The organism is Galbibacter sp. L-19 (genome assembly GCF_056857615.1).
Genome location: NZ_JBSXNL010000020.1, coordinates 1 through 21,133 on the forward strand (window position 1 = coordinate 1; position 21,133 = coordinate 21,133).

Sequence of the window (21,133 nt, forward strand, 5' to 3'; positions counted from 1 at the left end):
GATGTTTTCATAGTTGTCATCTTTAAGGTTAAACATTAAGATGAAAGTCAAATCAACTATGGCTCTGTGTTTTACGTATTCGGTTAACACTGTTGACCTCTTAAATTTTTGTTGACCGATTTATTTACATTTTAAACCAAAATCAATTCAATTTAAACAATAGCTATAAAACAACAACAACCTTGTAAATCATAGATTTTGCAAGGTTTTTAACTTGTTTGGGAGTACCCTTAGTGACCTCGCCAGGATTCAATATATTTTGTAACCTATTAGTATTCAGTTTTTTATTTATTTATTGAGACATCAGTGGGACAATATCTTTATTTAAGGGGAAATTTCCCTTTTTACTCAATGACATAATCTTTATATAAAAAATTCATTAATTTGTCATATTATAAGATTTTATTTTATCATTTATTACTTTTAAGTCTAACTTAAAAGTAATTTAACATGAAAAAATTTATTTATTTATTAGTTGCAGCTGTAATCATACTTTTTTCGGCTTGCACCCAACAAAGCTTAACCGACCACGATGAACTTTACAAAGCCTCAATTGACAAAGACAAGTACGAAGTCCCACCAAATGGATAGAAAAAGAAATCTATATTTAGGGGGTGTAATTTCTTTATTCCTAATTACATCTCCTTTTATTTTCTACTTATACAGAATCGCTCCAGTAGATTCTAATAAATGGAATATAGGTCTATTTACCATATACTCTGGAGGGTTTTCCAATGTCCAATCCTTTATTCATGCACTATTTACAAAACTTTTATTTCTTATAACTTTTTCCATATGGTATCTGACAAGTCACCATTGGTGGAAACACGCAATACTCATTCCTTTAACAATGGTATTGTTTCAAATTACAGGAGTAATTAATTATAGTATTTCGTTTATCGATGAATATGATTTTTGGTACTCGCTTCCAATAACAATCCCTATCATTATTTTTCTTTTTTGGCTTTCAAAATATTTAAACCACTACTCCACTGCTCTTGATTTGAAAGATGAAATTGATAATGAATTAAATGCCCTAAAATGAATAATAAAAAACTATCTACAATTGTAAATGATTTCCGTGAGTTAAAAGCATCTAAAGAAAAATATACAAACGATGAATATGTAAATGAACTTGAAAAAATAAAGCATTCTTTACTTCAAATGATTAATAATCCTACAACCATTTCAAAATCTGATGAAGATTATCTTAAAGCTTTTTTAATCTCTCTTTCCATCGGATATTGATTCTTTAGCTTGAATTATTTCTTTATCAATTTCATTCACGATTAATTGAACTAGAGTTCCCTTTAACTCGTCCATACGGGTTTGTATTTTTTTGTCAATTATTTCATCTACAGAAACATCAATACCGTATTTAGAGTTTAGTTCTTGTGCCGAGTTTAAATTTTTATGTCTAGAAAACATATCGCCTCTACCAGTTACTATCCACTCTGCAGAATATATAGGGTAGACTTCTACAATTTTCGATATTACTTCTACACTGGGAGAGCTTCCTCTTTTTGTAAGTGAGTTTAAATAACCACTTGTTTTATCGATACTCATCTCGAATTTCCTAGCACTCAAGCCAGTATCTTTTAATATTTCCATTACTCTTTCAACAGCATTCATAGGCTTTTTCTAATTAGAAATACTTACAATTTTCCATTAAATGCAAAATATTGTTTGCAAGTTCAGAAAATTGTATGTACTTTAGCGTTAACAATTCGTTACCAAAATTAACAATAAAACGTTAACAAAGAAATAGGAGTTTTCTATGATTACTAAACAAGCCAAAAAGAAGATTAAAAAAGAGCTCAAAAAGCTTGGTAAAAGCTATGCAGATACGATACTTCAATATTTAAATGAAAATAATATTACAAACGAAAAAGGGCATCCTTATTCGGAAAGTATGATAAGAGCCATTCTAAACAGACCTATTACTCACTTAAAATTAGAGAAAGCTATTTATGCGTGTTTTGATAAAGTGATTAAAGAAAATAAGCGCGAAGCTGCAAGAAGAAGAGAATTAGAAAGTCAAGTAAAATAAAACCAGGGTGGCGACCCTGGTTAAATCAATTGTTTAATTAAATAAGAATTTAATCATGAGTAAAATTATTAAAAAAGAATTACCCGAACAACTTGTTGCAGGAGTTTCTCCATCCGATTCAAATATTGAATTTGTTGGTGTAAAATCAACTAAAACAGTTTTATGGCTTCAAAACGGACATACAAAGTACTTTAAGGATATCCCATCCAAATATTTTAAACTACTAAAAGAAGCTTATTTAAAAGACGAGACTGCAGTATCAGATTTAGCACACCATAAAGATATCTTCCGAGAGGTAGAGCTGTTTACGTATTACTTATATGGAGATTTAGATAATACCGCCGACATAATTGATGGTGTATTATCACCCTCCGAGAACTTTAGAGACAGCAAACATTGTATGTGCGCAAGGTGGGAATCTAAAAAAATAAGAATAGACAATGAAGAGCTTACTCCTAGAGATATTTCTATACTAGATGCCATTTCTGAAGACCTACCCGATAAAGCTATAGCCGAACTTCTAGGCATTTCTATAAGCACTTTTAATTGGCATAAACAAAATCTACTCAATAAAACCAATTGTACAACCAAGGTAGCATTGGCTATTAAAGCCGAAAACCAAAAAGTATTAATAGCATGAGAAATTTAGAAACCATTCAGCAAGACATTGAGCGATGTCAAAATCAAATAGCCAGCACTTATAATAGCGAAGTGAGATTTAAAGATGAAAACGAACGGAAAATTACTCGAGAAGGATTTCAGCTGCAGCTCCACAAGTTGTTTCATGAAAAAGCAATGCAATTACCAGTGCGCGAAGCGGTGGTTGTGTTTCCTAACGGATCCGAAGAATGCGTTAAAAATTCGGCGGCGGTTTTCAAACGACGAACACTGGAGACATGTAATTACACTATACAACAAGTTAAATCTATTAGAGATTAATAGTAATAGCCATGAACTCACTGTTGGATACTTATATAAAAGACAAAAACCTAAGAGCCAAAATTGAAACGGCTTTTATAGTGAGCGATTATTACTACAGTAAGGTTAAAAAGTGTGCAAAACCTACACAACCTTTTCCAACTTTAGAAGAAGCGCTTCGTTGCAATAGACTCTGCAACGAATACTACCAAAAAGTAAATACTTCTATCAAGCTCGGAATTAAAATAGTGAATAGCACCCTTACAGAAGACCAAATTGTAGAAGCATGGAAATTTTCAAAACAATAAACCTAGAAAAATGAACCAACACGACAACCTTCAGAAACAAATAAACAGAAATAACAACATCATATTATTTATGTGTGGACTTTGTCTATGCATTACCATAGCCATTTCACTCTTAACTGCTTATGTATTCAATTTTTTAAGCGGCGTAGGCGTAATAACAACAATAGTTTGTATAGCTATAGTTGTGGCGATATGCGTAATAGCAGGCAAAACAAAGGGAGCAACCAGAGCAACAGAAAACTAAACATCTATGATTTACTTCATCATTATAATCGCCATTTTGCTAGCAATAGTTACCATACTAGCATTGGTTACCGATTTAAAAAATAGTAACAAAAAAGACATCTATGCTGATTGGCATAAGCATACCGAAAAGCCATTTGTGGCTTATAAGAAAAATCAACCCGAAAAACTTAAATAGAAAATGAATTTAGAAGAAGCTACAGCTAGAGTAATTCATGTAAACCGAACGCTTCGTTGTAAAGGCTTAACATGGGATGAAATAGAACAATTTTGGAAAGAATGTATTGAAAAAACAAAAGAAACTTTTAATAATAAATAAATGGAAACACTAAGTATTAAAAAAGAAGCAGCTATTGCTGCTCACGAAAACGCAAAGAGCTCAGGCAAAAAGTTGTTGGAAGATTTGCTTGGAAAAAATCTCTTTTTCAAAGATGTAAAGGATAGAATTAAGACTCCTGAAGATGCCATTGAAGAATTAGGCGAATCAGATCCTGAAGTGATCAGTCTTCGAAAACTTGAAGAAGCAGGAATCACAAATCATATTTACAACAATCAATTAGCTGTTGTGATAGTTAAGGCTTTAAATGAGGGATGGGAACCTGATTGGGATGACTCTAATCAAAGAAAGTATTCAATCTGGTTTGCTATGAGTTCTTCGGGTTTCCGTTACGACCACTGCGGTGCTTGGCTTACGCGTTCGCTTGTCGGCTCCCGCCTTTGCTTTAAAAACAGCGGATTGGCTATTTATGCTGGTAAGCAATTCACAGAAGTATTTAAAAAAGCAATGTTAATTCTCAAATAATTAAAAAAATGACTTCAGAAATTAAACAACAAATAGAAAAATCCTACTCAAAAGAATTTATTGACATGTATGGCTACGAATTCTTAGAAATGATGCTTCCACTTCAATCGTTTGAAGATGCATGTGAAATTGAAAAAATCGATGCTTCCAAAGCGATTCCAGATTTTGAATTCTTTCCAGATCAAGATAGAGAAGCAATGAAATCAATTTCAAAATTGGTAATCATTATTAGCGCCGCCAACAGGCTCGCCAATAATGGAGAAAAATGGATTCCTAATTGGGATGATTTAAGTGAGCGTAAATATGAAAACTGGTTCTCAATGAATGTCGGTTCTTCGGGTTTCCGTTGCGACTACTGCGCTTATTGGACTACGGATTCGAGTGTCGGCTCCCGCCTTTGCTTTATCAAAAGATTGGTAGGGAAATATGTAGCAGAGCAATTTATTGAACTACATAAATCATTTTTCCTATAACATATACAGGTTGCAAAGTGTTTTGAGCTCAGTTCTTCGGGTTTCCGTTACAACAACTACGATAATTGGAATACGAATTCGAATGTCAGCTCCCACCTATGTTTAGAACAATAACACTTTGAACCATGCAAGCAATGCAAAAAATGACGATTATAAATAAGGCGTTGGTACTATCATGGAAGGCGACTTTTAAAAAGCAAAGGGATGAAAAGAATAGGTTATATATATGAGAGTATAATAAGTATCGAAAACCTTATTAAAGCTGATGATAAAGCCCAAAAAGGAAAATCAAAACAATATGGAGTAAAACTCCATAACCAAAACAGATCTGTAAATATTAAGAAGCTACATGAAATGTTGAGAGATAAAACATACGCTACTTCTGATTATGATGTATTCAAGGTTTATGAGCCAAAGGAAAGAGAAGTTTATCGTCTCCCTTATTTTCCTGACAGAATAACTCATCATGCAATTATGAATGTTTTAGAGCCTATTTTTATTTCAACATTTACTGCTGACACATATAGCTGTATAAAAAACAGGGGGATACATAACTGCGCTAATAATCTTAAAAAAACATTAAGAGATGTTAGCAATACTAAATATTGCTTAAAACTAGATATAACTAAATTTTATCCAAGTGTAGATCATCAAATTTTAAAGAAGCTATTGAGAAAAAAGTTCAAGGATAAAGATTTGTTGTTTTTGTTAGATGAAATAATTGATAGTGCTCCTGGTCTTCCAATTGGTAATTATCTGAGTCAGTATTTAGCAAACTTTTACTTGTCTTACTTTGACCATTGGATTAAAGAGCAGAAAGAAGTAAAGTATTACTTCAGGTATGCAGATGATATAGTAATACTTTCTAACAATAAGCCTCATCTACACAAATTGTTAGGTGAAATAAGCTTTTATCTACAATCTAACTTAAAATTAAAAGTAAAAAGCAATTATCAAATATTCCCTGTAGAGTCAAGGGGAATTGATTTTGTTGGGTATGTATTTTATCATTCCCATACTTTATTAAGAAAATCAATTAAAAAGAATTTTGCCCGAATGATAAAAAAGAATCCTAATGAACAATCTATTGCTTCTTATTGGGGATGGGCTAAACATTGCGATTCTAAAAATTTAATTCAAAAATTATTAAAAAAATGAACCAATTTAAAGACTTTAATATAAAACCAGAGGTAACAAGTTTTACTGGAGAAAAAATAAGAATAGATAGAATCATAAATACTCCTATTGTGGTACATGATTATAAAATTGATGATTCTAAACAAAAGCCAGGAACAAAACTTTTAACCTTACAAATTGAAAGAAATGGAAATAAGCATGTGATTTTTACGGGGTCTAAAGTATTAATTCAGATGATAAATAAAGTCCCAAAAGGTAGCTTCCCCTTTGAAACTACCATCGTTAAAGAAAATGAATATTTAGAATTTATTTGATATGAAAGAATTTGTAATAGATCTTTTTTGTGGAGCTGGAGGAACGTCTGAAGGTATTCATTTAGCTAATTGTGATAGTACTGTAATTGCATGTGTAAATCATGACGAAAAAGCAATTGAAAGCCACCGCCTTAATCATCCTCAAGCTAAGCACTTTAAAGAAGACATTAGAAGCCCTGAAGTAGTTTGGTTTTTAAAATTAAGAGTTGATGCACTTAGGAGGCTTTATCCTAATTGTATTGTAACTATATGGGCATCATTAGAATGTACGAATTTTAGTAAAGCAAAAGGAGGACTTCCAAGGGATGCAGACAGCAGAACCCTAGCAGAACATCTGTTCATGTATTTAGAGGCGCTTAAACCTGATTACCTAATGATAGAAAATGTGGTTGAGTTTATGAGTTGGGGACCACTAGATAAAAACGGGAAACCAGTATCAAGAAAGCGAGGTCAGGACTATTTAAAATGGATTGATGATGTTAGGAGTTATGGATATAGATTTGATTGGAAAGAGCTGAATGCTGCTGACTTTGGCGCATATACATCCCGAACTAGATATTTTGCACAATTCGCAAAAGGAAATTTACCAATATCATGGCCAGTAAAAACCCATACAAAGAATCCAAGCAAAGAAAATGGATTGTTTGATAATCCTTTAAAACCATGGAAGCCGGTGCGTGAAGTTTTGAACTTACTCAATGAGGGTAATTCAATATTTGGTCGAAAAAAAGACCTCGTTGAAAACACCTTGAAACGTATCTATGCTGGATTAGTGAAGTTCGTGGCTAATGGTGATGACTCTTTTATTAAAAAATATTATTCCCGAAGACCAATGGGAAAAGTTATAAGTATTGATGGTCCTGCTGGCACGGTAAAGACAGTTGACGGACAGGCTTATGTAAAATGTGATTTCATGCTGAAATATAACTCAATGAATAGCAGCGGGAAATATAAAGCACCTTCCCTTGATGATCCTGCTCCAGTTGTTTCAACACAAGGTAGAATAGGGATTGTAAATGCTGAATTTCTACAAAGTTATTACGGAAACGGAAATACGCACAGCACAGAGGAACCATGCCCGACAGTTACTACTAAAGATAGATTCAGTAAAATAGAATACTTGATGTTGAATTATTCCAATGGAGATAACGTAAGATCTATTCATGGACCAGCTGCCACTATAGTGAATAACGATAAACATAATTTAGTTACAACAGAATATTTTTTATTTAATCCGCAGTTTAAAAACCCAGGAAATTCAGTTGATAAACCTTGTCCTGTAATCATAGCCAGACAAGATAAAAAACCTTTGGGATTAATTATTTGCCAACTAGTAAAAGGTTTTTCTATTCCTGTATATGAAGATGATTGTGAAACAATGGTCAAAATAAAAATGTTCATGGCTTATTACGGAATAGTTGACATTAAAATGAGAATGTTAGAAGTTGAAGAACTTCTACAAATACAAGGATTTCCCAAAGATTACAAGCTAGTAGGAAACCAGACAGATAAAAAGAAGTTTATCGGTAACTCCGTTGAAGTTACAACTGCGAAAAAGCTTTTTGAAGCTCACTATGAAAGCTTGAAAGAACATTTTAAATCAAAACAAGCTGCTTAGCCCGATTTAAATTGAGATTATTTATTTAACCAATAAAATTAAATTTTAATGCCATACATATCAAAACAATTTATAGAAGCTATTCAAGAAGATGCAGATATTGTTGACGTAATCTCCAAATTTATAGTTCTTAAAAAATCGGGTGCCAATTACAAAGGATCTTCTCCATTTGTAAACGAGCAAACCCCGAGTTTTATGGTGTCTCCCTCCAAACAAATATGGAAATGCTTCTCGTCGGGAAAAGGCGGAAACAATGCCGTTTCTTTTTTAATGGAAAATAACATGAGTTTCACTGAGGCTATCGAGTGGCTTGCCAACGCCTATGCTAAAGATATAGTCTACGACGATACTCGAGAAGCAAAAGCCTACATGGAAAAGGTAGCCAAACAAGAAAACTTGCGACCACTACTTAAAGCAACGATAAAAAAATACACGGAGGCTTTTAAAGAACTGCCTGCAGCACACCCTGCTAAAGAAGAAGTGTTTAAAAAGAGAGGTTATAATGATGAAATTATAGACACTTACCAAATTGGCTTTGCTCCTGGTAATAAGTTTATTTACAAAATACTTTCTGATAAAGGTCTAACTTCCGAAGGCGACCAATTAGGACTTACTTCTAAAAACAACGACTTTTATTACAACAGAGTTACTTATACCGTCTTCGATAAAAATGGAGCACCTATCGGAATTGCAGGAAGAGACCTTGCCAAAGAAACCAAAGTGAAATGGGTAAACAGCAGAGACTCGCTGTTGTACGATAAAAGCAGAACGTGGTACGGATTACACCTAGCAAAAGCCGAAATACGTAATAAGGGAAAAGCCTACATTGTAGAAGGCTACAACGATGTAATTGGTTTCCAAACCAACGGACTACTCAACACGGTTGCTCCCTGCGGTACTTCTATACACGACAACCAGATAAAGGAATTAAAAAAATACGCCGATAGTGTAGCCTTTGCCATGGATGCCGATAAAGCAGGAAAGGCAGCGGTAATTAAAAACATACCTCGATTTTTAGAGGCAGGATTTAGAACCTTTGTTGTGAACCTTCCAGAGTGCGATCCAGATGATTTTACTCGACTATATAAATCAGAGATAGCAGAGAAGGGATTGGAAGCAGCTATTGAGGAACTAGCCAGTCCTATTGATGGATTTAAAGTGTTGCTTTCGGAGCTAGAAGGTAAAGACGAAGTTGAAAAAAGCACCATCGCCAAAGAATTGTGTAACACCGTATCGAAAATAAATGACGAAGCAATTACTCAAATCTATATTGGTTGGTTAAAAAAAGAAAGTGGACTCCCACAAAAAACGCTAGAGACTTGGATAAAGAAAGCCATTGCCGATAGGAATAGAAAAGAAGCGGAAGTACTTAAAGTAGATAATGAATATGAGCTCCCGAAAGGAATTGAAATGACTCCAGAACTCCACCGCACTATAAAAAACTACCAACTGTTTATGGGCAAGGATCAAATTTGGATGCGAAAAGGAGAAGATCCGCCGTATGTTTTTAAATCGGTCAGTAATTTTTCCATTGATATTATACAGCACATGCAGGATGAGAAGTTCCCTATGAAATTAGTTTGTATTAAAAATGTATATGGGCATGAAAAGATTTTTGATGTGCCGTCGGAGCACATGAATAGTCAACAACAATTTGACAATGCTGTAACCGCACATGGTAATTACCTATTTACTGGAAGCCGACCAGAATTTCAGAAGCTTCGAGCTTATTTATTCGACAGAATGGGAACGGGAAGAAAAATAGATGTTCTAGGATGGCAACCCGAAGGTTTCTGGTGTTGGAACAATAAAGTAACCGTGCCTAGTAAAACTTCTGTTGATATCGACGAAAACGGAGTATTTAAATTTGAGAACACTTCTTATTACGTGCCAAGTGCCAACCGCATTTACGCCAACAATCCTTTTAAATACGAAGGGCAGAAAAAACTAAAGTGTGTTAAGCCAGATTTCAATTTTCAACAATATAGTCTTCAGTTAAAAAAAGTACATAGAGAGCATTCCATTACCACTTTACTATTTGCTCTGGCCACGCCTTTTCAAGATATAGTTGTAAAATCAATAGGGAACTTCCCACTACTGTTTTTATCTGGGCCACCTTCTACAGGAAAAGATCAACTAGCAGCATGTGCGCAAGGTTTCTTTGGTGTACCACAAACGGGAATTGGTTTGGCTTCGGGTGTATCTACCGCAAAAGCCCAAGTACGAGAGTTTGCGCAATACAGTAATATAATAGCACAACTATCGGAATACAAGCGTGGCGATGTACGTTTGGATGAAATGCTGAAAGACCTATGGGATAGGCGTGGATACAAAAGAGGAAATATAGACTCACACGTAGGTACCGAGAGCATTCCTATATTATCATCGGTAATTATTACTTCCAACGATTTCCCAGACAACGACGCTTTACTTACCCGTGTGCTTTGGGAAGACATGAACGTTCAGAACTTTACAGACGAAGCAGTAAAGAACTATGAAGCGTTAGAAGACATGAATAAACAACTGTATTCTTATTTCACGGACGATCTTATAAACTCCAGAGAGTTGTTTAAGGAACGCTTTAAGAAAAGTTACCGTAGTGCTAAGGATATGCTTAACTCCCTGCTACCCGATGGAAAGTCAAGAATTATAGGAAATTTCTCGGTGTTGGTAGCTACGTATGATATTTTCCAAGATATCGTATCGCTCCCGTTTAATAAAAGTGAAATGCTAGATCATTTTAAAAATAGAATTGAAGCACTCGAGCGCAAATTAGCTACAGCAAGTATGCTTTCTAAATGGTGGGATTGTTTCTTGGCTTCGTTACGCGGACATAAAGACGATAGGCTTCGTGTGGGTCACGATTTAAAATTGGAAGGCACACACTTGTATTTCAACTTTACCAACAGTTATTTAAAAATACAGCGCCAATGGTACATTCAATATAGAGAAGCCGCACCAAGCAAAAGCAGTATGCAAGAACAAATTAAAAAAGACGAGAGTTTTATAGACTACAAAAACGGAATCCGTATGGAACCAGGAAGAAAAGCAAAGAGCACCAGCGCGTATGTTGTTGACCTTGCAGTATTCTCTAAAGATATGGCAGAGGAATTAACAGATGCCATCAACTTCCAAACTGAAGAAATCGCTCCAACTTTTCCCTTTTCCCCTGCAACCCCTAATAATACAACAGATAACGAGGAAAGTAAAGGCGACGAGATTCCGTTCTAGCATTTTTTTTTAAACAATTTTTTAAATATGAAAAATTTTACTACCAAAATCATTCCAACACATCCAACACATACTTATAATACTAAAAATCAAATAGTTATAGTGTTGGAAATGTGTTGGATGTGTAGGGATGTGTGAGGATGTAAAAACCAATCCCTACACATCCAACACATTTTTAATATGTAAGTAACTGAAAATCAAAGGTGTGGGATGTGTTGGATGTGTTGGATAGTTTGAGTTTATACGCGCGTGCGGAAAATTGTAAAAATTATGAGTGAAAATATTAGTGTAAAAGTAACCTTGAGACTCGCTCAAGTAGAAGATTTGAAAGTAAACAGATATAGATTACGCTATGGTCAGTGTTATGCTGTAAAAAATAGCGATGGCAAAACAGTATCTGGAATGCATATAATTACTGGAGATACCGATGCGCAAGAATTGAAATCGTTTCTGGACCAGAAAAGATTATTGGTACCAACTTCCTGTTTAGACATCCCTATAAAAATTTTGGATTAAAATACCGAATATTGTAGGTATGCAGGATATTGTTTATATTTGGTAAACTCTTTTCAATTATGCCAGACTATTCTATCACTCAATCCATTCCCGTAGCCAATCACGTTTATAAGTATTTAAAATATAGGTATGGTAGCGACACTATTGTCGCTACCAGAAATACCGTAGCGGGAAATCTAGTCCTTTCGTTATTAAATAAGAATAATGATATTCGTCACGCCTCAAAAAAATCTTTTGAAAAAGTGTTCTTTGTTATTCTTAAAGAAGAAAAGTACTTGCGTACTGGAGTGCATCTAGATTATAGAAATGCTCAAGCATTTAACGATGCAATTGATAAAATGTTTAGAGAAGAATTGTACTGCCACATCATGATCGATAAATTTTCGAGTAATGAAAAATTCATGGAGAGCATGCGTTCATTTTTAAAAGTATATGACATTACGGAAGAAGATATCAAGTTTGAAACCTTATACCGAGATTTCAAACGAAAAAAAGACGACATTCAAACAAATTTAAACCTACCTACCACAGCTTAGGACAAATTTGCCAAATGGCAATATTGTCCTTTAAAAACTAGCAAGTTATGATTTATAATTTATGCAATACCCGCAACGAAAGTTATATTGATACCTACCATCAAGTAGCTATAATAGAAGCCACTCAATTAGCAAAGTTTAACCACCTTACTTCGGACGATGCTATTAATGATATTGTAACCAACCTCCCCGAAACTGCAAAAGCTTTTATTACAGATTTGCTTCCAGAAAATATCCGCGTAACTGGGCAAACGCAAATTGGAGATTCAGGTTCCATGTATCCTGTAAGCATAAATTTTACACAAACTCCACAAGACAAAGCTATACAAGACTTATTGGAGAGTTACAACAACCAAATGGTTGTGGTATTGGTTAATAAAAGAAATACCTCTCATTTATACGGAACCAGTGCACAACCCTTACTCTTTACGTACGACGAATTAAACAGTAACAACCATGCTACTATAAAAGGGTATTCGGTAAGTATTGATGGAAAAGGTTATGGAGCTTCCAAAATATTCGAAGAAGTAAACTTCAATATTTTCTCTAGAGGCTTATCTTTTCAATTGGCGGAAGATTTATAGTGTCCTTTTTTCGAGGCATTTGCTGCTATATTATTGTATCCAAGAACATAAGGAACGTAAATACAAAAGCAAGTGCCTATAAACAATCTTCATAGTCTTTTAAGTTCACCTTGGTATATTACTCAGTCGTATGCCGAGGCGCATTTACCATTTTTAATAAATCTACTCGACGGAAAATCTATTGCTGTAGAAAACACAACAATAGAATCTTTATCGGCTTCAACTCCTTCGGGAGTTTCTATGTTTTATGATGATATAGAAGACGACACTACCGAAAAGTATGTAGTGGTAATGAGTATAAAATCTCCTATTTATAAGTACGACCAAATGTGTGGTCCACGTGGTACAAAAAGTAGAATTGCCATGTTAGATCGTTTAAAAAGCGACGACAAAATAGCAGGTATTTTACTTGATATAGATTCGGGAGGTGGACAGGTTTATGGCACACCAGAATTTCACGACTATTTAACTTCTTACCCAAAACCTATTGTTACGTATACCGATGGACTTATGGCATCGGCGGCTTATTATATTGGCGCTTCGGCAGACTATATAATAGCAAATAAACGTGCAGATGCAATAGGATCTATTGGCGCTTATACTCAAGTTTTAGATGTTAGTGGCTATTTAGAAAAGCAAGGCGCAAAACTACATACGGTGTATAGTAGTAAGAGTGAGGAAAAAAACCAAGCATATAGAGAACTTATTAAAGGGAACTATGGTTTATACATTTCTGAAGAGCTCGACCCATTGGCAGACACTTTTATAAACGACATAAAAACTGCTAGACCCAACATTAACGAGAAGGTTTTTAAGGGTGCTACTTACAATACTTCTACCAGTTTAGATCTTGGACTTATTGATGAATTAGGCACCATGCAAACTGCAATAGATAAAGTTTTTGAACTCTCAAACACGCAAACAAACATTACAAATACCGAAGAAACAATGGCTACAACAGCAACAGAAAGAGAACGTTTACAAACCGTTCTAGGTTTAGAAAGTCCATTGGCATCTACTGATAATGGTTCGTATTTAAACGACGATCAGTTAAATGCCATTGAAGCACATATTGAATCGCAAGAAACTGCGGTACAAAATGCTCAAACAGAGACTACACAGGCTACTACCAATGCTACTAATGCACAAGCAACAGTAACTGCAATTAACACGGCTTTAGATGCAGCTATTGAAGCTTCCGAAATTAATGTGGAAGCCAATGCAACGGCATCCGAAAAAATAACGGCATTGCAAAGTCATATTGCGTCATTAGGCAAACAACCAGGCGCAACCCATACTACAGCAAACACAGGCGAAGAAGAAGGTGAGTCTCACAGCTACGTCGACTTCAATGCATCAATCTATAAAAATAAGTAATAATTAAAAAAACAGACTCTCATGGCAAATATGGAAATTGATGATGTAGTGAAGGAATTAGACACCTATCTTTCACACAATCCAAACTTAATTAGTACATCGCTTTATGCTGCAGAAAGCACGCTAGACAAGCACACAAAACCTATTACTAAGGTAAAGGGTAACTTTCCGCAAGGATCTACTTTACTTACCAATGTAGTACAAGGTTTTAAACCAGAATGGAATGATCTAGGCTCTTTACAAATTGAGCATAAAATTTTAAAGAACTACCACCAAAAAGTAAACTTTGGCTTGGTACCAGCTGAAATTTTATCTAGCTACTGGGCAGATTTGTATGCTGAAGGTAAAAAGCCAGAAGACATGCCAATCTCTAAATATATCATTGAAAAGGAATTGATTCCTAAAGTAACCGATGATATGGCACACCTTGAAGTAAAAGGTGAGTACGACGCTGCCGATTTAGAAACATTTGGTAAATCTATGAATGGTATTGAAAAGATACTTTCAGATTTAGCTGGAGCAGATGCAGGTACCGACCATACTGCTTTTAAAATTCCATTAACTGCATTAACCGATACTAACATTGTAGATCAGGTTACGGCGTTTGAAAGATCGCTTCCAGATCTTTTAAAATCGAAAGTGAAAAAAATCTTCATGAGTGAAAACAATGTGGAGCGTTACATATTAGATTTTGAGGAAAAGTTTGCCCAGAACAAATTCCTTGACAATCAATTAAAAACACGTTTAGGGAAGCGTGAAATCGTAGCGATTCCATTTATGGAAACCGATGATATTTTTGCTACTACTGAAGCAAATTTTGTTCGTTTAATTGATGTATTTGACGGAAAACCAGCAATTACAGATATTCAAAAACAAGACTATAAAGTAAAAATCTTTATGGAGTTCTGGAAAGGATATGATTTCCTTATCAATGAGTTGGTAGTAATGGCGAACTATACTGATAGTATTTACGGATTAGGCTCTCAAGCCTTAAACCAAAAGTATTACGGTATTGATGGTGTTAACATACCTTAATCTTTAAAACGATACAAGAACATGGCAACAAAAAATAAAAAAGCATCGGCAGATAAAACTGCTGATGCTTCTAAAAACGAAGCAGCGGAAGCAACAGCTAAAGATTTAACACAGGAAGCAATTACTGATGAATCTGATAATGCAACAGCTACAGATTTAACACAGGAAGCAATTACTGATGAATCTGCTAATGGAGAATATAATGAAGCATCGGCAGATAAAACTGCTGATGCTTCTAAAAACGAAGCAGCGGAAGCAACAGCTACAGATTTAACACAGGAAGCAATTACTGATGAATCTGCTAATGCAGAATATAATGAAGCTTCTGCGAAGATAGAATCTTTAGAGGTTGAGAATGCTGCACTTAAAGAATATATATCTTCTTTAACCGAGAATGCATTTGTTTCTGATATTAAACCAAAAGGTTTATCTCTACAGGAACTAACAGCTATAGTAGCTACTAAAGAAGAAGAGTTAGTAGCGCTAACTAAGGCTTTAAACGATAAGAAGCGTGAAGCACAAAAAGAAGCTTTAGCCGAAGCTGAGAAAAACGACAAGCGTCCTGTTTTTACAGACGATAGAGGTTTGAAGTTTCGATTTAAGAAATCGACACCTAAAACTTTAAATATAGATGGAAAGCCTAGAAAGCTGGAAGACATCATAAAAGATAAGGAAGTAATGAGCGAACTTATCTACGGAAATTCTAACTACGTTGAACAAAAATCCCTTTAAGAAATGGCTTGTACAGACACTATTGTAACCGAAAATTTAGATTACTGCCCTAGTGATGAGATTGCTAGTGGAGTTTCTGAGGTAGAAATATATGCCGCTCCCTTAGCCGATTTTGATACCATTGGCGCTCCTGCTAAATTAACCGTAGCAACTAGCTTAGATGAAGCAGGTAGTATAGCAACTGAAGCAAGTCATACATTTGCTGTTGGCAAAGGCTTTCATAAAATGATGCTGAAACCAGATAGCGGAAGCGTTGCTTCTACTTCTCAAGGAAGTAAAGGAAACATAACCTTTGAAAATAAGTTTACAGGATCTATTCCTGGTGGAAACAAAAAAACAGTTGGTTGGGTACGAAAGTATAAAAGTGTACCAATGATTTTTATTGTTACGGAGAAAGATGGAACACAAAGGCAAATCGGTTCTAAATTGAGCCCTGCTTATATGAACACTGATACTGCGTATGCAAGTGGAGCTGCTCCTGGTGATGATAAAATGATTACCATATCATTCTCAGATGTTCAACCTTACATTGCTCCTGTGTATGAAGGAACTATAACCGAGTTTACTCCAGCATAATGAGCAAACAACAACCATTTAAAATAAGACCAGGTATTTACAACATTCCCAATTATGGGCGTGTTGTAGCTACGGGTGTATTGCCCGAAAAAGCACAAGTTGAATTGTATTTACATCCTTCTTTTCCTTTTATCGAATTGCAAGAAAATGGAGCGTCGTTGCTTAAAAAAGAAAAGCTAACCGAAAAGCAGTTAGCGGGTTTACTCTTAAAAAGTAAAACGGTTGCCGAAGTAGAACTCCTACTTCAAGTAAAAAGCACCAAAGCATTAAAAAATATAGCCGAAACAAGGCTAAAAGTATTACAGCAAGCATAATAGGTAATTTTCATTTAGTTTAAAGTTGGTTAATTGTAAAAAGCTACTCGATATGAGTAGCTTTTTTTATGTCCTTTTTTCACGATTGCCATTTGTGTTGTTTTGAGGTATGGAAGCAATTATAAATTGGTTTGATAATGGTATGGACTATAACGTTGGGGTAACCATTTACAAAGGTTTGCCCCAGTGTAAGTCGCGGATATTAAAAAAGCTAGAGCGAGGTAAATCCAACCATAATATGGCACAACTAATAAAAGTGTTGCGTGTGGCTAAAACCGAAGCAAAAAACACTTCCGAAGATAAATCTATACCAACCGAAAAACCAGATTTGCCATTACCTAATAAAGTAACCGATGAAGTAATTACCAATCACCACCATAAAAAACAACTAAAGCAGCAAAGCCAAAAAGTTGTGTTTGGTTCGGTTAGATATGGAGAACTTCCACATGAATTACGAGCTAGGTACCAAGAAGCTGCACAGCTATTCTACCAAATGTGCGATTTAAAATTTGCTTTAAACGATTTACCTGCAGAAGCACAAGACGAAAGTTTATCGATACAGCTACAAATAGAAGATATAGACGCCAAGCGAGAAACTATTTGGAAAGAGCTGCACCATTGGCAAAATCATAAAACACTATTGCCTACGGAGGCAGATACGTTTGCAAATATGAGTGAAGCCGATTTGTATAAAAAGCGGAACAACCTACGGAGCCAATGCACCAAATTAAAGCAACGAATAGATGGGTATTACACCAAACTATCCACTGAAGAAAACAAGCACGCTATACATTTAATAGAGGCACAAATAAACCGAAGCGAAAAGAAATTGCACCAACATACCTTAAATATTGATAAAATAAACGATTTGCTATGAGCGAAATACTTTTAGAACCATTAGAATGGCATACAGCAAAGGCTAAGGTTGCCGATTTAATTCCGTTTGAATACAATCCTCGTATTTTAACAGAAGAACGTAAACAGAAGCTTAAAAAGAGTTTAAGCAAATTTAATCTTGCAGAAATACCTGCTGTTAATACTGATAATAAAATTATTGCAGGCCACCAACGTGTAAAGCTTTTGATGGAATTAGGACGTGGTGATGAAGTAATCGATATACGCAAACCAAATAGATCTTTAACCGAGCAAGAGTTTAAGGAATATAATATTACGTCGAATGTACAAATTGGTTATTGGGATAAAGATGTGTTGGATGAAGTTTTTGATGATATCGATTTAGAATCTTTAGGATTAAACCTTGATGAAGTATTCATTCCGGACGATTTAATTCCAGAAGAATTAAAACAGGAAGAAGAAGACCCAGAGTTTGAGCCGGAACTGCCTACAGATCCAATTTCAAAAGAAGGAGATGTTTATGAGTTTGTAAGTCTTCATAAAAATTTACGCCATAAAATTATATGTGGCGATAGTTGTAGTCCAGATACTTATAGAACGTTATTAGGCTCCGAAAAAATAAATACTATTGTTACCGATCCACCGTACAATGTAAACTACCAAGGTGGAAATACCAACAAACGAGAGGGTATTAAAAACGATCATATGGCATCGGCTAACTTTTACGATTTTTTAAAATCATTCTTTGACCAGGCGTTTGCATATTCTGAGAAAGGAGCTCCAATATATGTGTTTCATGCAGATACTGAAGGTGTTAATTTTAGAAGCGCTTTTATGGACGCTGGCTTTAAATTTTCGCAATGTCTTATTTGGAAAAAGAATACTATGGTATTAAGCAGGCAAGACTACCATTGGCAACACGAACCTTGTTTATACGGATGGAAAGAAGGAACTACACATACATGGAATAGCGACCGAAAACAAACTACCATTTTAGAATTTGATAAGCCATTACGCTCGGAAGAACACCCAACCATGAAACCAATCGATTTGATATCGTATACCATTTGTAATAGCAGTATGCAAAAGCAAATTGTTTTTGATGGTTTTTTAGGTTCGGGATCTACACTTATTGCTTGCGAATTAAACTGGAGGCACTGTAGAGCAATAGAAATTGATCCTAAATATGTGGATGTAGATGTAAAGAGATACACCAAGTATATGCTAGATAACAATCGAAAGTTTGAGGTGTATAAAAATGGAAGAAAACTATCCCTAGAAGAATTGAACACCTATTAAATGAGTACAGAAATAAGCATATCTAACAAAACCACGCCTTTTGAAAATATTTTGGCTTCCTATTTGGAACCCGAAAAAATAAAGCTGTCCGAGAAAGACGAAGAATTAAAAAAGCGATGGGAAGCTGCCTTTTCGTTGTTATTAAATTTTCATTCAAGAGAGCAAGCTACCAAAAAAATTATTGCCCTTTTCGATGTGTCCATGGCAACTGCATATCGAGATATTTCGAACGCTTTACAGTTGTTTGGCGACATAAACCAAAGCAGAAAAGAAGGTTGGCGGTATATAATTTTTGAATACAACCAGAACCTTTTTCAAATGGCCACCAAAGACAAGAATCTGGAGGTTATGGGTAAATGCCTGGACCGAATGATTAAGCTTGCCGATTTAGATAAAGAGGAAGGTAATTTTAATCCAGAGAAGTTTGCCAACCTAGAGATTACCGTGGCAGTTAATAAAACTTTCCAAAAGGCAGTAGAGAAAATGATAAGTAAAGGCTCGGTAGACCTTAACAATTTTGAAGCCGAAGATATAAACTACGAAGACGTACCTAATGCTAAGAAAGACAGTAACACTTAATCCTGCTCAATATATTGCCAGCCAAGCCAAACAAAAGCGTAAGTTTTTAGAGCTTGGTCGTGGTACAGGTAAGACCACCTATTTAGGTTACCACGATTTACAACTGGTAAAGCAAATGCCAAAAGCCTCATTCGCTATGGTTGGTAGTACCTATAGCCAAATATTAAGTAGACTACTTCCTTCAGTAAAAGAAGGTTTAGAAATGTTTGGCGTGTATGAAGGGGTTGATTATGTGGTAGGTAGTATGGCTGGTAAAAAAATGGGGTTTGAACTACCATTCCAAAGTCCAGATGTATTTAACAACGTTATACATTTCTCTAATGGGAGTATCTTTCAGCTTGTTAGCTTAGATCATAAAGATAGCGGACGTGGACTAAACAGTTATGCCATTGTTGGAGATGAAGCTGCATTGCTAGATGAAGAACGATTAAACATTAATGTACGTAATACCAACCGTAGCCAGAAGGCTATATTTAAAAAATCTCCCTTACTAAACTCCGAATTGTTTTTAAGCTCCACACCACTCAACAAAAAAGGGAAGTGGTTTATAGATGCCGAAGAAAAAGCAATACAACGTCCAGAAGATTTCTTTTTCTTAAAAGCTACCGCCAAGTGCAACCTACATAATTTACGTCCCGATTATTTTGAGTACATGAAGGAGTCTTACTCGAGTGAGTTGGTATACAATGCAGAAATGCTCAACATACGACCTAAAGAAATTACCGACGGGTACTACTCCCAATTAAACCCAGATATACATTATTATACCGACCACGACAATAGCTATTTAGAAACCTTAGACCTATCGAAAGCAAATGCCAAGTCTTTTAATTGGAGACAAGATAGAGATGTAAACCCTAATCAACCCCTTATTATATCGGTAGATTGGGGTGCTAATATTAATAGCATGGTAGTATCTCAGCTACAAGGAGATACCTACAAAGTATTGAAAAGTTTGTATGTTAAATCCCCCAAGATACTCGACCATTTGTTTACTGAGGAGTTTCTCCCTTATTACCAAGGTTTTCCTACCAAGATAGTAAAGTTCTATTTCGACCGTACAGGTAACTCTCGTACAGCCAACAGCAAGCTTACCTTTGCCCAGCAAGCCGAACAAATACTTCGTAACCATGGGTGGAAAGCGCACATGATGACGGTAGGTGTTAACCCCGACTACATGATGAAGTTTAGATTGATAAACACCATGTTTAAAGACGACGGGCGCAAACGCTTACCTAAAATTAGAATTAACCAGAGCAACTGTACCGATCTTATAATATCGCTTGAGCATGCCGAGATTAAAGATTCTTCTCGAGGCTTAGAGAAAGATAAGAGTAGCGAAAGACGTAAGGGTGTAGAACAACAACACGCCACTCACCTCTCCGATGCGTTTGATTACCCACTCTTTGCGTTGTTCAATGAAATTTTTATCAATCAACACCGAAGCACCGAAGACGTGCCACTTTCTACTTTTTAGCCAAACCATTTTCATATTATCTTAAAAAATTAAAAAGGAAATTGTCAGAACGTTATAGGCCACGGCGCTGGGTGAGGCGACACATTTTGACAATTAAAAAAAGAGTTTAAAAGCCAATTACCTAACTATCAAATAGTTAAATGTTTAAAAATGAGAATG

27 protein-coding genes are annotated in these 21,133 nt (G+C 35.3%); 26 read left to right on the forward strand and 1 reads right to left on the reverse strand.

The features are described 5' to 3' along the window. Window positions 1–583 precede the first annotated feature (583 nt). Together AC13CQ_RS00815 and AC13CQ_RS00820 are read left to right on the forward strand one after the other, a co-directional pair. Window positions 584–1,045, forward strand: coding sequence for a hypothetical protein (locus tag AC13CQ_RS00815; RefSeq protein WP_482882642.1), 462 nt, complete (start codon window positions 584–586; stop codon window positions 1,043–1,045). Beyond that, window positions 1,042–1,248 (forward strand): hypothetical protein, encoded by a 207-nt coding sequence (locus AC13CQ_RS00820; RefSeq protein WP_482882643.1) that lies wholly within the window; start codon window positions 1,042–1,044, stop codon window positions 1,246–1,248. Before AC13CQ_RS00815 ends, AC13CQ_RS00820 begins: the two co-directional genes overlap by 4 nt. Here AC13CQ_RS00820 and AC13CQ_RS00825 read toward each other — a convergent pair. After that, on the reverse strand, window positions 1,222–1,632 hold the full coding sequence (locus AC13CQ_RS00825; protein WP_482882644.1) for a hypothetical protein: 411 nt from the start codon (window positions 1,630–1,632) through the stop codon (window positions 1,222–1,224). The genes AC13CQ_RS00820 and AC13CQ_RS00825 overlap by 27 nt on opposite strands. Before the next feature lie 145 nt (window positions 1,633–1,777). Between AC13CQ_RS00825 and AC13CQ_RS00830 the strand changes: the two genes are divergently transcribed. From AC13CQ_RS00830 to AC13CQ_RS00945, 24 genes are all read left to right on the forward strand, one after another. Continuing rightward, window positions 1,778–2,050 carry a recombinase family protein gene (locus tag AC13CQ_RS00830; protein WP_482882645.1) on the forward strand — a complete coding sequence of 91 codons (273 nt, stop codon included), beginning with the start codon at window positions 1,778–1,780 and terminating at the stop codon, window positions 2,048–2,050. 55 nt (window positions 2,051–2,105) lie between these two features. Next, window positions 2,106–2,690: a helix-turn-helix domain-containing protein gene (locus tag AC13CQ_RS00835; RefSeq protein ID WP_482882646.1), complete on the forward strand. Its 585-nt coding sequence runs from the start codon at window positions 2,106–2,108 to the stop codon at window positions 2,688–2,690. Then, complete coding sequence (locus AC13CQ_RS00840) at window positions 2,687–2,989, forward strand: hypothetical protein (protein WP_482882647.1); 303 nt, start codon at window positions 2,687–2,689, stop codon at window positions 2,987–2,989. Before AC13CQ_RS00835 ends, AC13CQ_RS00840 begins: the two co-directional genes overlap by 4 nt. An 11-nt stretch (window positions 2,990–3,000) precedes the next feature. Beyond that, entirely contained in the window at window positions 3,001–3,276 is a 276-nt protein-coding gene (locus AC13CQ_RS00845) for a hypothetical protein (RefSeq protein WP_482882648.1), read from the forward strand. A 250-nt stretch (window positions 3,277–3,526) separates the two neighbouring features. Continuing rightward, window positions 3,527–3,697, forward strand: coding sequence for a hypothetical protein (locus AC13CQ_RS00850; RefSeq protein WP_482882649.1), 171 nt, complete (start codon window positions 3,527–3,529; stop codon window positions 3,695–3,697). A 3-nt stretch (window positions 3,698–3,700) separates the two neighbouring features. Then, complete coding sequence (locus AC13CQ_RS00855; RefSeq protein WP_482882650.1) at window positions 3,701–3,838, forward strand: hypothetical protein; 138 nt, start codon at window positions 3,701–3,703, stop codon at window positions 3,836–3,838. Next, window positions 3,839–4,321 carry a hypothetical protein gene (locus AC13CQ_RS00860; RefSeq protein ID WP_482882651.1) on the forward strand — a complete coding sequence of 161 codons (483 nt, stop codon included), beginning with the start codon at window positions 3,839–3,841 and terminating at the stop codon, window positions 4,319–4,321. It abuts the gene before it with no gap. Between the two features lie 8 nt (window positions 4,322–4,329). Beyond that, window positions 4,330–4,794, forward strand: coding sequence for a hypothetical protein (locus AC13CQ_RS00865; RefSeq protein ID WP_482882652.1), 465 nt, complete (start codon window positions 4,330–4,332; stop codon window positions 4,792–4,794). Between the two features lie 204 nt (window positions 4,795–4,998). Next, entirely contained in the window at window positions 4,999–5,952 is a 954-nt protein-coding gene (locus AC13CQ_RS00870) for an RNA-directed DNA polymerase (protein WP_482882653.1), read from the forward strand. Further along, window positions 5,949–6,245 (forward strand): hypothetical protein, encoded by a 297-nt coding sequence (locus AC13CQ_RS00875; RefSeq protein ID WP_482882654.1) that lies wholly within the window; start codon window positions 5,949–5,951, stop codon window positions 6,243–6,245. Before AC13CQ_RS00870 ends, AC13CQ_RS00875 begins: the two co-directional genes overlap by 4 nt. A 1-nt stretch (window position 6,246) precedes the next feature. Then, window positions 6,247–7,863: a DNA cytosine methyltransferase gene (locus tag AC13CQ_RS00880; protein WP_482882655.1), complete on the forward strand. Its 1,617-nt coding sequence runs from the start codon at window positions 6,247–6,249 to the stop codon at window positions 7,861–7,863. A 48-nt stretch (window positions 7,864–7,911) separates the two neighbouring features. After that, complete coding sequence (gene dnaG, locus AC13CQ_RS00885; RefSeq protein ID WP_482882656.1) at window positions 7,912–11,094, forward strand: DNA primase; 3,183 nt, start codon at window positions 7,912–7,914, stop codon at window positions 11,092–11,094. Window positions 11,095–11,364: 270 nt separating this feature from the next. Next, window positions 11,365–11,610 carry a hypothetical protein gene (locus tag AC13CQ_RS00890; protein WP_482882657.1) on the forward strand — a complete coding sequence of 82 codons (246 nt, stop codon included), beginning with the start codon at window positions 11,365–11,367 and terminating at the stop codon, window positions 11,608–11,610. Window positions 11,611–11,669: 59 nt separating this feature from the next. Beyond that, window positions 11,670–12,146 (forward strand): hypothetical protein, encoded by a 477-nt coding sequence (locus AC13CQ_RS00895; protein ID WP_482882658.1) that lies wholly within the window; start codon window positions 11,670–11,672, stop codon window positions 12,144–12,146. Window positions 12,147–12,193: 47 nt separating this feature from the next. Then, the gene (locus AC13CQ_RS00900) at window positions 12,194–12,730 is read left to right on the forward strand and encodes a hypothetical protein (RefSeq protein ID WP_482882659.1); all 537 of its coding nucleotides are present in this window, start codon (window positions 12,194–12,196) and stop codon (window positions 12,728–12,730) included. A 72-nt stretch (window positions 12,731–12,802) separates the two neighbouring features. Continuing rightward, window positions 12,803–14,107, forward strand: coding sequence for a S49 family peptidase (locus AC13CQ_RS00905; RefSeq protein WP_482882660.1), 1,305 nt, complete (start codon window positions 12,803–12,805; stop codon window positions 14,105–14,107). Window positions 14,108–14,128: 21 nt separating this feature from the next. Further along, window positions 14,129–15,142 carry a hypothetical protein gene (locus AC13CQ_RS00910; RefSeq protein ID WP_482882661.1) on the forward strand — a complete coding sequence of 338 codons (1,014 nt, stop codon included), beginning with the start codon at window positions 14,129–14,131 and terminating at the stop codon, window positions 15,140–15,142. A 21-nt stretch (window positions 15,143–15,163) separates the two neighbouring features. Continuing rightward, entirely contained in the window at window positions 15,164–15,874 is a 711-nt protein-coding gene (locus AC13CQ_RS00915; protein ID WP_482882662.1) for a hypothetical protein, read from the forward strand. 3 nt (window positions 15,875–15,877) lie between these two features. After that, on the forward strand, window positions 15,878–16,450 hold the full coding sequence (locus tag AC13CQ_RS00920; protein WP_482882663.1) for a hypothetical protein: 573 nt from the start codon (window positions 15,878–15,880) through the stop codon (window positions 16,448–16,450). Beyond that, window positions 16,450–16,764: a hypothetical protein gene (locus AC13CQ_RS00925; protein ID WP_482882664.1), complete on the forward strand. Its 315-nt coding sequence runs from the start codon at window positions 16,450–16,452 to the stop codon at window positions 16,762–16,764. The genes AC13CQ_RS00920 and AC13CQ_RS00925 overlap by 1 nt, the downstream gene beginning before the upstream one ends. A gap of 238 nt (window positions 16,765–17,002) precedes the next feature. After that, on the forward strand, window positions 17,003–17,641 hold the full coding sequence (locus AC13CQ_RS00930) for a hypothetical protein (protein ID WP_482882665.1): 639 nt from the start codon (window positions 17,003–17,005) through the stop codon (window positions 17,639–17,641). Further along, entirely contained in the window at window positions 17,638–18,918 is a 1,281-nt protein-coding gene (locus AC13CQ_RS00935; RefSeq protein ID WP_482882666.1) for a DNA modification methylase, read from the forward strand. Before AC13CQ_RS00930 ends, AC13CQ_RS00935 begins: the two co-directional genes overlap by 4 nt. Next, a complete protein-coding gene (locus AC13CQ_RS00940) occupies window positions 18,919–19,497 on the forward strand; it encodes a hypothetical protein (protein ID WP_482882667.1) in 579 nt (192 codons plus the stop codon). Then, window positions 19,472–20,974, forward strand: a complete 1,503-nt coding sequence (locus AC13CQ_RS00945; protein ID WP_482882668.1) for a hypothetical protein — start codon at window positions 19,472–19,474, stop codon at window positions 20,972–20,974. The genes AC13CQ_RS00940 and AC13CQ_RS00945 overlap by 26 nt, the downstream gene beginning before the upstream one ends. The last annotated feature ends 159 nt before the right edge of the window (window positions 20,975–21,133 follow it).